This window comes from Microbacterium resistens (assembly GCF_021172025.1).
Classification (GTDB): Bacteria; Actinomycetota; Actinomycetes; order Actinomycetales; family Microbacteriaceae; genus Microbacterium; species Microbacterium resistens.
In genome coordinates this window covers 3,857,888-3,872,264 of sequence record NZ_CP082781.1, presented here as the reverse complement: position 1 = coordinate 3,872,264, position 14,377 = coordinate 3,857,888, and the positions used below count along the sequence as shown (strand labels likewise).

At 73.0% G+C, this 14,377-nt stretch carries 13 protein-coding genes; 3 read left to right on the top strand and 10 right to left on the bottom strand.

Annotated elements, in window-relative coordinates; all coding sequences use genetic code 11:
- Positions 1-79 precede the first annotated feature (79 nt).
- Positions 80-844: a GntR family transcriptional regulator gene (locus tag K8F61_RS18280; protein WP_219086910.1), complete on the bottom strand. Its 765-nt coding sequence runs from the start codon at positions 842-844 to the stop codon at positions 80-82.
- Between the two features lie 140 nt (positions 845-984).
- On the opposite strand from K8F61_RS18280, the gene K8F61_RS18275 reads away from it, so the two are divergent.
- From K8F61_RS18275 to K8F61_RS18265, 3 genes are read left to right on the top strand one after another with little or no spacing between them, the layout of a single operon-like run.
- On the top strand, positions 985-1,962 hold the full coding sequence (locus K8F61_RS18275; RefSeq protein ID WP_219086911.1) for an AAA family ATPase: 978 nt from the start codon (positions 985-987) through the stop codon (positions 1,960-1,962).
- 41 nt (positions 1,963-2,003) lie between these two features.
- Positions 2,004-3,293: a DUF58 domain-containing protein gene (locus K8F61_RS18270; protein ID WP_231820188.1), complete on the top strand. Its 1,290-nt coding sequence runs from the start codon at positions 2,004-2,006 to the stop codon at positions 3,291-3,293.
- Positions 3,280-5,700, top strand: a complete 2,421-nt coding sequence (locus tag K8F61_RS18265) for a transglutaminase TgpA family protein (protein WP_231820187.1) — start codon at positions 3,280-3,282, stop codon at positions 5,698-5,700. The genes K8F61_RS18270 and K8F61_RS18265 overlap by 14 nt, the downstream gene beginning before the upstream one ends.
- Positions 5,701-5,838: 138 nt before the next feature.
- Here the strand turns inward: K8F61_RS18265 and trhO are convergent, their stop codons facing one another.
- The 9 genes from trhO to K8F61_RS18220 all read right to left on the bottom strand — a co-directional run bounded on the left by trhO (position 5,839) and on the right by K8F61_RS18220 (position 14,339).
- Positions 5,839-6,729: an oxygen-dependent tRNA uridine(34) hydroxylase TrhO gene (trhO, locus tag K8F61_RS18260; RefSeq protein ID WP_231820186.1), complete on the bottom strand. Its 891-nt coding sequence runs from the start codon at positions 6,727-6,729 to the stop codon at positions 5,839-5,841.
- A gap of 200 nt (positions 6,730-6,929) precedes the next feature.
- On the bottom strand, positions 6,930-7,877 hold the full coding sequence (gene pucL, locus K8F61_RS18255) for a factor-independent urate hydroxylase (protein ID WP_219086632.1): 948 nt from the start codon (positions 7,875-7,877) through the stop codon (positions 6,930-6,932).
- Between the two features lie 6 nt (positions 7,878-7,883).
- Positions 7,884-8,228 (bottom strand): hydroxyisourate hydrolase, encoded by a 345-nt coding sequence (uraH, locus tag K8F61_RS18250; RefSeq protein ID WP_067249488.1) that lies wholly within the window; start codon positions 8,226-8,228, stop codon positions 7,884-7,886.
- Complete coding sequence (gene uraD / locus K8F61_RS18245; RefSeq protein ID WP_231820185.1) at positions 8,225-8,719, bottom strand: 2-oxo-4-hydroxy-4-carboxy-5-ureidoimidazoline decarboxylase; 495 nt, start codon at positions 8,717-8,719, stop codon at positions 8,225-8,227. Before uraD ends, uraH begins: the two co-directional genes overlap by 4 nt.
- Before the next feature lie 243 nt (positions 8,720-8,962).
- A complete protein-coding gene (gene bcp, locus K8F61_RS18240) occupies positions 8,963-9,436 on the bottom strand; it encodes a thioredoxin-dependent thiol peroxidase (RefSeq protein ID WP_231820184.1) in 474 nt (157 codons plus the stop codon).
- A gap of 69 nt (positions 9,437-9,505) precedes the next feature.
- A complete protein-coding gene (locus K8F61_RS18235; RefSeq protein WP_231820183.1) occupies positions 9,506-10,639 on the bottom strand; it encodes a glycerate kinase in 1,134 nt (377 codons plus the stop codon).
- 19 nt (positions 10,640-10,658) lie between these two features.
- Positions 10,659-12,446, bottom strand: coding sequence for a glyoxylate carboligase (gcl, locus tag K8F61_RS18230; RefSeq protein WP_231820182.1), 1,788 nt, complete (start codon positions 12,444-12,446; stop codon positions 10,659-10,661).
- A gap of 181 nt (positions 12,447-12,627) precedes the next feature.
- On the bottom strand, positions 12,628-13,503 hold the full coding sequence (locus tag K8F61_RS18225; RefSeq protein WP_067249471.1) for a 2-hydroxy-3-oxopropionate reductase: 876 nt from the start codon (positions 13,501-13,503) through the stop codon (positions 12,628-12,630).
- 35 nt (positions 13,504-13,538) lie between these two features.
- Positions 13,539-14,339, bottom strand: coding sequence for a hydroxypyruvate isomerase family protein (locus tag K8F61_RS18220; RefSeq protein ID WP_067249467.1), 801 nt, complete (start codon positions 14,337-14,339; stop codon positions 13,539-13,541).
- Positions 14,340-14,377: the final 38 nt, after the last annotated feature.

The following is a 14,377-nucleotide window of genomic DNA, read 5'->3' as shown; positions in this document are numbered from 1 at the left end:
ACGGCTCCTCGCCGCACGGTGAACGTTCCCGCACCCGGCCTGACCGTTCGGCCGGGGTGTCAGAACGGGCCGCGGGCGCTCAGGCGGTGCGGGCCCGGTCGCGGCCCCGCCGCCACTGCCCAGGGGCCGCGTTGACGAGGCTGAACGCCGTGACCGTCCCCAGATAGCGGTCGTCGCTGAGCTCGAACGGACGACCGTCGACGGTGCGCACGGTCCGCTCGACGCGCAGCAGCGGCGTGGCGCTCGGCGACTCCAGCAGCCGTGCGTCCTCGGGCGTCGCCGCCATCGCGGAGATCCGGTGCTCGCCGTGGGCGAGCCCGGGTCCGCCCTCGCGCTCGACGACCTCCATGATCGACCGGGCGTCCTCGGGAAGGGTGGACAGCAGCGGGATCAGCCACGCGGGGTAGGTCGTGCGCTTGACCATCGCCGGCACGTCGTCGAGGGTCTGCACCCGCGTGATCCGCAGCACCGGCGCGCGATCGGCGACGCCGAGCTCCCGCGCCTCCTCGGCCGTCGCCCGCCCCTCCACGCTGCGCACCGTCCGCCCGCCCGGGCGCAGGCCCGTGGCGAGCGCCCACTGCCCGAACGAGCGCAGCTCGGTGACGTCCTGCATCCGCGGCGCCTCGTGCACGTACCACCGTGCGCCGCGCCGGCTCACCCTCCGGTGCGACTCCTCCACGTCCTGCAGCGCCCGGTGGATCGTGCCCCGGGCGACGCCGAAGCGGGCCGCGAGCGTCGCCTCGCTGGGCAGCGGCGTGCCGGGACGATAACGCCCGCCCTCGATCTCCCGCAGGATCATCCGGGCGATGCGGAGGTGCTTCGGAGCGGTGTCACGGGCGCGCATAGGGCCATCGTGGCGCGCGCCGGTGAACGGCAGGTGGCGCGGGAGGGACGCCATCCGTCTCCCAGGACCGGCACGGGGGCCGGCGGGTAGGATCGCAGCAGCGCACCGGGGCGCCCCGGGACGACGCCGGAAGGGACCGCATGGAAGCCTCCTCCACGCCGATGGACGCTGCGGCGTTCGCCGCGCAGACATCCGCCATCCTGGCCTCGGTCGCGGAGGTGATCGACGGCAAGGAGCAGGCCCTGCGCAGCGCACTGGTCTGCCTGCTCGCCGAGGGCCACCTGCTCATCGAGGACGTGCCCGGCGTCGGGAAGACCATGCTCGCGCGGGCCCTCGCGGCCAGCATCGACGCGACCGTGCGCCGCATCCAGTTCACCCCGGACCTGCTGCCCGGCGACGTGACCGGGGTGAGCGTCTACAACCCGGTGGACCGCGAGTTCGAGTTCAAGCCCGGCGCGGTGTTCGCGCACATCGTCATCGCGGACGAGATCAACCGCTCCTCCCCCAAGACGCAGTCCGCGCTCCTGGAGGCCATGGAGGAGGGGCAGGTGACGGTGGACGGACGCACGCACCCGCTTCCGGATCCGTTCCTCGTCGTCGCCACGCAGAACCCCCTGGAGATGGAGGGCACCTACGCGCTGCCCGAGGCCCAGCGCGACCGCTTCATGATGCGGATCTCGATGGGCTACCCCGACGCCGCCGCCGAGACGCTCATGCTCCGACAGCGCGACACGGTCAACCCGCTCGACACGATCCGGCCCGTGCTGGCCGCCGCGGACGTCACCGGGCTGATCGCCTGGGCGCGCTCGATCCACGTCGCCCCCGCCGTGGAGGAGTACGCCGTCGCGCTCGCCCAGGCGACGCGCACGGATCCGAACCTCCACCTGGGGGCGAGTCCCCGGGCCACCCTCCAGCTGGTACGCGCCGCGAAGGTGCACGCCGCGCTGGACGGCCGTGAGTTCGTCATCCCCGACGACGTGTCCCAGCTGCTGCCCGCCGTATTCTCGCACCGGCTGATCCCCGCCCGCGGGGCGCACCGCGCCGGTGCCCGCCCGATCGAGCAGGCCCTCGCCCACATCGTCGAGCGCACCCCGGTGCCGGTGGGCGCCGCCCGCTGAGCGACCGCGCGGCGAGACGGATGCGGAGGGACGGACGCGACATGGCGGACGACACACGCGGACGACGCCGGGCGCCTCGGCACCGCCCGCTGACCGGCCGCGGCGCCGCGGCGCTGGTCCTGGGCCTGGTCTGCGTCGTCGCGGCGAACGTGCTCGGCACGCCCGTGCTGCTGTACCTCGGCGTGCTGCTGTTCGCCCTCGTCGCCCTCGCCGCGCTCGCGGTGGCCCTCCCCCGCCGAAGCGGCGCCGTGACCCGCACGATCGCGACCGACCTCCTCCCCGTGGGCGAGAGCTCCTCCGTGCTCGTGCGCTTCGGCCTCCGGTCCGTGACGGGTCCGCCGGTCGGGTTCTGGCAGGACGCGCTGCCGCCGTCCGTGCGCGGCGACGCGTCCGGGCCGTTCCCGCCCGAGCGGGCGAACCGTACGGAGCGGACCGCGGACGGGGTGCCCCTGACCCTGACGTACGAGATCCAGGGCGTGCGCCGCGGTCTCTGGTCGCTCGGCCCGTTCACGCTCACCACGACCGATCCGTTCGGACTCGTGCGCCGTCGCCAGGACTTCGGCGAGACCCGGCCGATCACGGTGGTCCCCGAGGTGGTCGCCCTCGCCCCCCTCCACGACCGCGTCGGCGCCGCCGGGGGCACCGCGCAGACGTCGTCCAGCCGGCTCGGTCAGGGCGCGGACAACCTGTCTCCGCGCCGCTACGTCTCCGGGGACTCCATGCGCCGGATCCACTGGCGAGCCACCGCGCACCGCGGCGACCTCATGGTGCGCCAGGAGGAGCAGGAGTCGAGCCCGGACGCCGTCGTGGTGCTGGATCGCGCCGGCGTGCGCTGGCCGCGCTCCTCGTCCGGGTCCGTCGTCGGCGGCGCCGCGGACGACGCGTTCGAACGCGCGGTGTCCGCCTGCGCCTCGATCGCCCTGCATCTGTCGGGTCACGGCTACGCCGTGGACGTCGTCGACGCCACGGGAGTGCTCCTGGGCCGGCTCCGCGGCGGCGAGGACGATCGCGACGGACTCCTCGTGGCCCTCGCGGCGACCTCTCCGCGCAGCGGTGAACGCGACGCCCACCTGGCACCGGCCGTGGGCGGGCACCTGCTCGGGCCGCTCGTGGTGGTGACCGGGGCGCTCGGGACCGACAGCGCCGGCGTCTTCCCGCACGGCGGCGCCGCCACCCCGATCCTGCTGGCGACGGACCCCGCACCGCGGGCGCTGGAGGCGGCCGCCTCCCAGGGCTGGCTCACCGGTCGCCTGGACGAGGATGTCGCCGCTTCCTGGGCCGATGCCGTGCCCACGCCCGTGTCCGAAGGGGGCCGCCGTGCCCGCCCGTGACCAGGGATCCGCCGCCGCCTGGCAGGGGCCCGTCCTCTCTTCGCCCGACGCGACCGGCGGCGCCGGCGCAGAGCGGGACACGGGCGTCGTGGGCGCCGCCCTGATCACGGCCCTCTGCCTCGCCGTCGCCGTCTGGCCCCTGCTCGGCGTGATCCAGGCGGGCCGCTGGAGCGCGGACGCGCTCGGCGTCGCACTCGGCGTGCTCGTCGCCGGCGTGGCGCTGCGGCTCCTCCTGCGCGGACGCCCGCGCGCAGCGGTGATCCCCGTGGTGCTGGCCGGGCAGGCGCTGGCCGCGTCCGTCATGCTGACGGTCCTGGAGTTCCGCGCCGAGGCGCTCGCGGGCGTCCTCCCGACGCCGGAGGCGGCGCGGGCGTTGCCGCCGCTGTTCGCGCAGGCCTGGCAGGAGGTGCTGCTGGGATCCGCGCCGCTGGAGTCCACGCGCCCCGTCGCCGTGGTGATCGCCCTGGGCGTCGCCGCGCTGGCGATCGTGCTTGACCTGCTCGTCGTCGTGCTGCGGCTGCCGCTGCTGGCCGTGCTCGCCGTGGCGGGTGTGGGGGTGGTCCCGGCGGCGGCCGTCCCGGGGACCGTGGACGTGGTCTGGTTCGTGGCGCTCGCCGTGGTGCTGCTCGTGCTGCTGCGGGTGGGGGTGCGCCGGGATGTGTCCGGCCGCAGCGCGTTCCGGCGCGACGACGCCGCCGCTGCGGTGGCACGACCGCCCCGGCCCCGCACCGCCGCCGCGCTCGCGGTGGGAGCGGCGGCCGTGGTCGTCGCTCTCGCGGTGTCGCCGATCCTCCCGGTGTCCGCGACCGGCGTCGAGATCGTGGCCGGGAGCACGGCGCTCAACCCGACGATGCGACTCGGCGAGGACCTGCGGCGACCGACGCCGCGCACCGCGCTCACCCTCATCACGGACGCGGCCTCGGCGCCGTATCTGCGCATCGCCACGCTCTCCGCGTTCGACGGCGAGGTCTGGCACCCGGACCGCGCACGGACGAGTGCCCTGCGGGACGGCCTGGGTGCGGTGGCGGCCGCGGAGGGCGTCGCCCTGCGGACCGCGCGCACCTCGATCCGCGTGACCGGCGTGAGCGGATCCTGGCTTCCCCTCCCCTACCAGGCCACCACGGTCCGGGGGCTGAACGGGAGCTGGATCGCGATGCGCGACAACCGCACCGTCATCGCCTCCGACGCCGACGCCGCCGACCAGAACTACACGGTGGAGTCGGCCTCGGTGCAGCCGACCCTCGAGCAGGTGCGGGCCGCGTCCGCCGCGCAGGCCCCTGTCGCCGGGCCGTTCCGCGACCTCCCCGCCGACCTCCCGCCCGTGATCGAGGAGACCGCGCGTCAGGTCGCGGGGGCGGAAGGCAGCGACTACGACCGCATGGTCGCGCTGCAGACGTGGTTCCGCGCCGGGTTCCGGTACTCGGAGGAGACCCCGGTCGCGGAGGGATTCGACGGCACCGGAGTGGATGCGGTGGAGGCCTTCCTCACGGTCCGGGAGGGCTACTGCGTCCACTTCGCCGGGGCGTTCGCGCTGATGGCGCGCTCGCTCGGGATGCCCACGCGCATCGTCGTCGGCTACCTCCCCGGGACGGCGAGCGACCAGCGGCAGGACGGCGGCCCCGTCTATCTCGTGACGAGCGACCAGCTCCACTCCTGGCCCGAGGTCTACTTCGAGGGCCTGGGCTGGATCCCGTTCGAGCCGACCGCGACCCGCGGCGTCCCGACCCGGTTCGAGACCGCGGCGAACGGCACGGGGAACGGGGCGCCCGCCACGAGCGAGGCGCCGACGAGCGAGCCGACCACGGCTCCCGCCACGAGCGACCCGTTCGACCGCAACGACCAGGATCCGGACGCCGGCGGCGCGGTGCCGCTGCGGACCTTCGATCCCTACCCGCTGCTGTGGACGATCCTCGGCGTGCTCGCGGTCGTACTCCTGCCCGCTCTCGCCCGCGCGATCCGACGCGCCGCGCGGTTCGGCGCCATCCGCCGGGGCGACGCCACCGCGGCGTGGGCGGAGGTCCGCGACACCCTGCTGGACCTGGGCCTTCCCGCCTCCTCCGCCGAGTCGCCGCGCACCCGCGGCGCGCGGCTCACGGCGACCGGGGGCGTCGACCCGGGCGCGGTCCGCGTCCTCGTGACCGCGGTGGAGCGGGCGAGCTACGCCCGGGCGTCCTCGCCCGGCTCCCCGCCGGCCGCGGGGAGCGGCCTGCGGGCCGGCGGGAACGACCCGGCGCCCGTCGCAGCCCGTACGGAGAGCCCGGCCGCCGACGGAGCGGAGCTCGCATCGGCCGTACGGCGGATCCGCGCGGACCTCGCCGGCGGCGTGAGCGCACGCGACCGCATCCTCGCGGCTTTGGCTCCCCGTTCCCTCTTCGGCGGACGCCTCACCGCGGCCTCCGTCTCCTGATCCCCCCTGCCCCTTCGGATCCCTCTCCCCCTCCCTCTCCACGTTCCGGCGAAACCCCCTCTGGGCGCCGAAACCCCCTCCCACACACGCATCTACGAGGGGGTTTCGTCGCCGGAAGGGGGTCTCGCGAACTGCGGGTCAGGCCGCGTGGGCGGAGCAGGGGACGGCGACGCAGGCGGGGCAGACCACGAACTGACGACGACACGACGCATCGGGGCAGTTCGCGGTGCGATTCGTCGCCGCACCGCACCCGGCGCACTCGCCGATCACCGCCGCATGGTCGCTGAAGTCGACGGACCCCCGCCCGTCGAACACGTAGAGGGATCCCTCCCACAGCCCGTCGTCTCCGAACCGCTCGCCGTACCGGACGATGCCGCCGTCGAGCTGATACACCTCGCCGAAGCCGCGCGAGCGCATGAGCCCCGACAGCACCTCGCACCGGATCCCCCCGGTGCAGTAGGTCACGACCGGTCGCCCCTTGAGGTCGTCGAACGCGCCCGAGTCGAGCAGCCCCACGAAGTCCCGCGTCGTCTCGGCGTCCGGGACGACCGCGCCCCGGAACCGCCCGATCTGCGCCTCCAGCGCGTTGCGGCCGTCGAAGAACACCACCTCGTCGCCGCGCTCCGCGACGAGCTCGTGCAGCGCCTCGGGCGTCAGGCGGACTCCCCCGCCGACGACCCCGCGCTCGTCCACGCGGAGCTCGCCCGGTGCGCCGAACGACACGATCTCGTCGCGGACCTTGACGCTGAGCTTCGGGAAGTCCGCGCTGTAGCCGTCGGCGTCCACCGCGGTGCCCTCGCTCCACTTGACGTCCGCGTCGCGGAAGGGCGCGTAGGACCGGAAGGAGCGCAGCCAGCGCTTGACGGCCGGCAGGTCGCCGCCAAGGGTGCCGTTGATGCCGTCCGGGGAGATGAGGATGCGGCCGCGCAGGTGCAGGGCATCGCACAGGTCGCGCTGCCACAGCCGGATCGCCTCGGGGTCGGCCAGCGGGGTGAACGCGTAGAAGAGCACGATCTTCGGGGTGGCCATCGAGCGATTCTCCCAAACGACGCGACCCGCTGTCGAAACGGGACCCGCCGCCCCCGACCGCCGCGGACGCAGGAGACCCCGCGTACGCAGCGCGCACGCGGGGTCTCCGGGCTTCCGGGCGGGTCGGGCTCCGTCGACCGCCGCACCCGGAATGGTGGTGCTGAGCGTGGGACTCAGCGGTATCTGCCGAGCTGGGGGTCTCAGCAGAACGCGGTCGCCGCCGCCCAGGCCGCCGGGACCTCGGCCTGGCCCTCGCGGGTGACCGTGGCCTCGATCAGGCCGTAGGAACGGTCGGAGGCGAAGAACACCTCGTTCGGGTTGTCCAGGCCGAAGGGGGCCAGATCGACGACGAAGTGGTGCTTGTTCGGCATCGAGAACCGGATCTCCGCGATCTCCGGGTGTGCGGCCAGCGCCGCGCGCCCCATGTCGAACAGGGTCGTCTGCAGCGCGGCCGAGTAACGGCGCGTGAACTCCTCGAGGAGGATGCGCTTGACGTCCTCGTACACCGCGGTGAAGTCGAGGTCGCGCGTACCCGGGACGTAGCGCCACCGCGCCTTGACGTCCGTGGCGAGGATGCGGTCGGTGGTCTCCGGCAGCGTCGTGTAGCGGTCGCGCGGGTAGCCCTCGAACCCGGACCCGGTGGTCTTCAGGACCGTGAGGCCCTTGAGCCCGCCGAACACGTGACGCTCGTCCCCGTCGGCGAAGACGAAGGCGGTGCGGGTCTCCTGCCCCTTGCGGACGAAGGAGTGGTCGTGCCCCTCGCCGTCGACGAGGATCCGCTCCCAGGCGTAACTCTCGGCCTCCCAGCGGCCGCCGGTGACCCAGTCGAACTCGCCGGTGAAGTGGTCCGAGAGGCGAAGCAGGAAGGCCTCCGGAGACCCGACGCCGTCACGGGCGAAGGCGAAGACGGTGTTCTTCTGCGTGTCCGTCGCCACGACGTGGCTGTTGTCGCCGGCGAGGTGGGCCCCGGCGAAGTCGCCGTGCAGCTGCGAGGTGACGTTGAGGTCCTCGATCTCGTGACGGTCGGTGTCGCGGGTGACCTTGACGACGCGGACCTCGGCCTTGCCGTACTGGTTCGGCCCGAGGACGATGCCGTCGGCGGCGCTGTCGGCGGGGGCGGTCGCGGTGGTGGTCAGGGTGTCGGTCATGATGATTCAGCTTCCTCGGTACGTCGAATAGGCGAACGGGCTCAGCAGCAGCGGCACGTGGTAGTGCCGCTCCTCGTCGTCGACGACGAAGGTGAGCAGAGCCTCGGGATAGAAGGTGGGGATGCCGCGCGCGGCGAAGTACGCGCCGGTGTCGAAGCGGAGGCGGTAGGTGCCGGCCGGCAGGCGCTCGGGACCGAGCTGCTTGGCCCGCCCGTCCTGGTCCGTGACCGCGTCGGCCACGGACTGCCACTCGCCGTCGCGCAGGGCGGTGAGCTGCACGGCGACGCCCGGGGCGGGAAGGCCCTGGACGGCGTCGAGCACGTGGGTCGTGATGTGGGACACGGCGGTCATGCGGCGACCACTCCCTTCAATCGGAGCAGCGCGATCTCCCGCAGCTGCTGGGCGACGATGACCGCCTCGGCGTCGTCGTCGTTGGCCAGGCGCTCCCTCAGCGCGGCGAGGATCTCGTCCGCGCTGCGGCCCGCGGCGCGGATCAGGAAGACCCGGCCGAAGCGCTCCTCGTAGGCGAGGTTGCCCTCGCGCAGCGCCTCCTGGACCCCCTCGGAGGTGTCGACCCCCGACTGCTCGGACCGGGACAGCGCCGCTTCCGCGCCCTCGCCCTTCGGGCGCTCCCCGATGCGGGGATGATGCACGAAGGCCGCCTCGATCTCCTCCGCCGTGAACGGGTCGGCGGCCACGGCCGCCTCCGCCACGAGGGACTCGACCGAGTCGTAGGGGCGATGATCGACGAGGTGCTCGCACCAGCGCGTCACGTCGACGCACGGTCGGAGAGCGGCGATCGCGACGGAGCGATCGGCTCTGTTGAACTCCTCAAGCAACATTGCTCGAACTGCTTTCTCTTTCATGCTGGCATCCACGGTGTACGGAAATACGATCCCGAGGATCCTGCTCTCGGTTTCGTATCGTGGAACTGTTATTTCAGCATGCGACAACTCTAACCCGACTCGACCTCGAAGACAAGACTTTCGTGCGTCGCCTCCCCCACGCAATCGAGTGGTCAGTTTCTGTGGGTTCGCGGCGCCGAAACCCACAGAAACTGACCACTCGAGAGGAAGATGCCGACGTCAGACGCCGAGAGCCTCGCGGAGGCGAACGACGTGCCCCTCGGCGGACACCTCATACTCGGCGGACTGCACGCGGCCCTCCGCGTCGATCACGAAGGTCGAGCGCAGCAGACCGTCGAACGTGTTCCCGTTGATCGTCTTCGGGCCCCACGCACCCCAGGCCTTGGCGGTGGCGGCGTCCTCGTCGCTCAGCAGCGGGAAGCTCAGCTGCTCGGCCGCGGCGAACTCCGCGAGCTTCGCGACCGGATCGGGCGAGATGCCCAGCACCGCGTAGCCCGATCCCTGGAACGAGGCGAGGTTGTCGCGGAAATCGCAGGCCTCGGTCGTGCAGCCGGGCGTGAAGGCGGCCGGATAGAAGTACACGATCACGGGCGTGCCGCGCAGGTCCGACAGGCGCCGCACGCGCCCCTCGGCGTCCGGCAGTGCGAAGTCCGGCGCCGGCTGACCGGCCTCGAGTCGTTCGGCAGTGGTCATGTTCCGTCCTCTCTCATCCTGCGGTGATCCGGCGACGCCGTCCTCGGCCTCGCCGTGTCGGGGATCCGGTCAGGACCGGATGATCCCCGCGGCCTCGGCGCCGATGCGGCGTCCGACCTCCTCGAGGAGCCGCCGGGCACCGGCCATGCTCTTGTCGGGGTCCGGCTCGAGCTCACTGAGAGCGTAGACCCGGGAGAAGCCGGCCGAGGCCGCCTGATCGGCATCGAGCGTGGTCCGGCCGCAGACCGCGACGACAGGGATGCCCGCCGCACGCGCGGCGGCCGCGACGCCGAGCGGCGTCTTGCCGCCCAGGCTCTGGTCGTCGAGGCTCCCCTCCCCCGTCACGACGAGGTCGGCGCCGACGAGATGCTCGGAGAGGCCGGTCAATCGCTGCACGACCTCGACGCCGGGCTGCCGCTGCGCGCCGAGCACGGCGAGCGCCGCGTACCCGACCCCTCCCGCGGCTCCCGCGCCCGCCGCCTCGGACGATGCGCGGACGCCCGGCTGCTGCTCCAGCAGTCCGGCGAAGCGCGCCATCGCGGCGTCCAGCACGGCGACGTCGTCGCCCGCGGCGCCCTTCTGCGGTCCGAAGACCGCCGCAGCCCCGCGCTCGCCGAGCAGCGGATTGTCCACGTCGCTGGCGAGCACCACGCGCGTCCGCTCCACGCGAGGATCCAGCCCGGTCACGTCCACGGCGTCCACCGCGGCGAGGCTCCCCCCGCCGCCGGAGACCTCACGCCCTGCCGCATCCCGCACGCTCACCCCGAGCGCCTGGAGCATCCCCGCGCCGGCATCGGTGTTCGCGCTGCCGCCGACCGCCAGGACGAGGAACGCGCAGCCCCGGTCGAGGGCGGCGAGGATCAGCTCGCCGGTGCCCCGGCTCGTCGCGCCGAGCGGGTCCTTGACACCGCCCGGGAGCAGATCCAGTCCGCTCGCCGCGGCCATCTCGATGACCGCCTGCTCGCCCCGCACGGCGAAGCGCGCCTCGACGGGCCTGCCGGTGGGGCCGGTGACCGTGACGCGGACCTCCTCGAACCCGGCGGCGAGGGCGGCGTCCACCGTCCCCTCGCCGCCGTCGGCGACGGGGACCGCGTCCACCACGGTCCCCGGCGCGGACTGCGCGATCCCCTCGGCGAGCGCGGCGGCCACCTCCGGTCCCGTCGCGGAGCCCTTGAACTTGTCCGAGGCGATGAGGATGCGCATGGGCGTGCCCCGTCCGCTCTCAGTCGAGAAGGGCGTAGACGGCCTCGGGCGCGTCCTCGGGCACCGACGCGAGGTCCTCGAACTCCGTCATGGTGTCGAGGTCGGCCCCCATGGCGATGTTGGTCACGCGCTCGAGGATCACCTCGACGACCACCGGCACCTGGAACTCGTCCCGCAGGCGCTGCGCCTCGGCGAAGCCGGCGGCGAGGTCCTCGGGACGCTCCACGCGCAGGGCCTTGCAGCCCAAGCCCTCGGCGACCTTGACGTGGTCCACCCCGTAACCCTCGGCCACGCTGGACGAGTCCTTCGGGGTGTTGACGTTGTCGAAGGCCAGCGAGACCTCGTAGTCCATCTCGAAACCGCGCTGGGACTGACGGATCAGACCCAGGTAGCTGTTGTTCACCACCACGTGGATGTAGGGCAGCTTGTGCTGCGCGCCCACGGCGAGCTCCTCGATCATGAACTGGAAGTCGTAGTCGCCCGAGAGCGCGACGACCTGCTCGCCGGGCTTGCCGCGCACGACGCCGAGGGCTGCGGGTCCGGTCCAGCCCAGCGGGCCCGCCTGCCCGGCGTTGATCCACTTGCGGGGGCCATAGGCGTGCAGCAACTGCGCGCCGGCGATCTGCGACAGGCCGATCGTGGTGACGTAGGTGGTGTCGCGGTCGAACGCCGAGAGCATCTCCTGGTACACACGGTGCGGCTTCATCGGCACGTCGTCGAAGTTCGTCTTGCGCAGCAGGCGCGCCTTGCGGTCGCGGCACTCCTGCGCCCAGCCGTTGTAGTCGGGCAGCTCGGCGACGCGGTCGCGGGCGGCCGCGAGCAGGGCGTCGATGAACGCGCCCGCGTCCGAGACCACGCCGTAGTCGGGTGCGAAGACGCGGCCGATCTGCGTCGGCTCGATGTCGACGTGCACGAACGTGCGGCCCTTGCGGTACGTGTCCAGCCCGCCGGTGTGGCGGTTGGCCCAGCGGTTGCCGATGCCGAGCACGAAGTCGGACTCGAGGAAGCTCGCGTTGCCGTAGCGCTGCGAGGTCTGGATGCCGACCAGCCCCGCGGCGAGCGGGTGGTCGTCGGCGATCGCGCCCCAGCCCATCAGGGTCGGGAACACGGGCACACCCAGGGTCTCGGCGAGCTCGACGAGCGCGGCGGACGCGCCCGAGTTCACGACGCCGCCACCGGCGATGATCGCCGGGTGCTCGGCCGCGACGAGCATGTCGAGCACCTTCTCGGCCTGCGCCCGGGTGGCGACGGGCTTCGCCACGGGCAGCGGCTCGTAGGTGTCGATGTCGAACTCGATCTCGGTCATCTGCACGTCGAACGGCAGGTCGATCAGCACCGGGCCGGGGCGGCCGGAGCGCATGACCTGGAAGGCCGTCTGGAAGACGCCGGGGACCTGGGCGCCCTCGAGCACGGTCTTGGCGAACTTCGTCACCGGCTTCGCGATCGACGCGATGTCGACGGCCTGGAAGTCCTCCTTGTCGAGCTTCGCGACCGGCGCCTGGCCCGTGATGCACAGCATCGGGATGGAGTCGGCGATCGCGGCGTACAGGCCGGTGATCATGTCGGTGCCGGCCGGCCCCGAGGTGCCGATGCACACCCCGATCCGGCCGTCGCCGGTGCGGCTGTAGCCGTCGGCCATGTGCGAGGCGCCCTCGACGTGGCGGGCGAGCGTGTGCCGGATGCCGCCGTGGGCGCGCATCGCGGAGTAGAGGGGGTTGATCGCAGCCCCGGGCAGGCCGAACGCCTCGTCGGCGCCCTCCTTGACGAGGATCTGCACGATGGCGTCCACTGCGCGCATACGGGTCATGGGAGTTTCCTTAGATGTGTGTACCGGTCGGTGAGCGAGGAGTCCCGGTCGTTGAGCGAGCCAAGCGAGTCGAAACGCGGTCCCGGGTGGGGCGTTTCGTCTCGTCGCTTCGCTCCTCGCTCAACGAACGGAAGTACGGTCCCGGTCGTTGAGCGAGCCAAGCGAGTCGAAACGTCCGAGCTCAGCGGCCGGAGAGCTCGGTGGTGAGCTTGAAGAGCCCGGAGTGGTCGAGTCCGCCGTCGCCGCGGGCGACGAGGGCGTTCACGAGCTGTGCGACCGCGGCGCCCAGCGGGACGGTGACCCCGGCCTGGCGCGCAGCGGCGGTGACGATGCCCAGATCCTTGTTGTGGAGGGCGAGACGGAAGCCGGGGGCGAAGTCGCGATCGAGCATCTTCCTCCCCTTCTGATCGAGGACCTTGGAGCCCGCGAGGCCGCCGCCGAGGACGGTCAGCGCGGCGTCGGTGTCGACGCCGAAGGCCTCCAGGAACGTGATCGCCTCGGCGAGCGCCTGGATGTTGACGGCCACGATCAGCTGATTGGCCGCCTTGACGGTCTGGCCGGCGCCGGACGGCCCGACGTGCACGATCGTCTTGCCGATCGCGTTCAGCACGGGCTCGGCCTTCGCGAAGTCCTCGGCGCTGCCGCCGACCATGATCGAGAGCACCCCGTCGATCGCGCCCTGCTCGCCGCCGGAGACGGGGGCGTCGACGACGCCGAGCCCGGCGGCGACGGCCTCCTCGGCCAGCGTCTTGGCGACGTCGGGACGGATGGAGGAGTTGTCGATCCAGAGGGCGCCGGCCTTGGCGTTTGCGAAGACGCCGTCCTCGCCGCGCACGACCCCCTCGACGTCCGGGGAGTCGGGCACCATGGTGATGACGACGTCCGCGTCCGCGACGGCCTCGGCGATGCCGGACGCGCCCGTGCCGCCGGCCTCGACGAGGGCGTCGATCGGCTCCTGGCTCCGGTTGTACCCGGTGACGTCGTAGCCGGCCTTGACGAGGTTCTTGGCCATGGGCAGACCCATGATGCCGAGGCCGATGATGGCGATGCTGGTCATGTCGATGTCCTTTGCTGAGTCGGTGTCTGGGCGGATCAGCGGGCGGCCGCGCCCGCGCGGATCCAGTCGAAGGCGCTCTCCTGCGGAGCCTTGTACTCCAGGCCGATGGGCCCGGCGTAGCCGAGCTCGCGGCTGCGGGCGATCCAGTCGTCCAGCGGAGCGCTCCCGCTGCCGGGAGCGCCACGGCCCGGCGCGTCGGCGATCTGGATGTGGGCGAAGCCGCCCGCGTGGGCCTCGATGACCGCGGGCACGTCGTCGCCGTTGACGGCCAGGTGGTAGAAGTCGGCCAGCAGCCCCAGGTTCGACTCGCCCTGCTCGCTCCGCACGCGCTCGATCACGCCGAGGGCATCCGCGGCGGTGCGCAGCGGATAGCGGTCGGCGCCGCTGACCGGCTCCACGAGCACGGTGCCGCCGATCGGAGCGACCGCCCGGGCCGCGAGCGCCAGGTTCTCCACGGCGAGGTCGTCCTGCGCGGCGGGGTCCTCGCCGTCCACACGGTTGCCGTACAGCGCGTTGAACCCCTTCGTGCCGAGAGCGTCGCCGATCCCGGCGACGACCGCGAGGTTGTCCCGGAACTCCGCCGAGCGGGCGGGCCAGGAGACGAGGCCGCGGTCGCCGGCGGGCATGTCGCCCGCGAAGAAGTTCAGCCCGGTCAGCTGCACGCCCGCGTCGCGGATCGCGGAGACGAACGCGTCGACGTCGGCGTCCGCCGGGACGGCCGTGGCGAAGGGCCACCAGAACTCGACCGCGTCGAAGCCGGCCGCCTTGGCCGCCGCCGGCCGCTCGAGCAGCGGCAGCTCCGTGAGGAGGATCGAGCAGTTCACGGTATACGTCATCGTCGAGGTCCCTTCATCGCCCTGACTTCCACTATTCG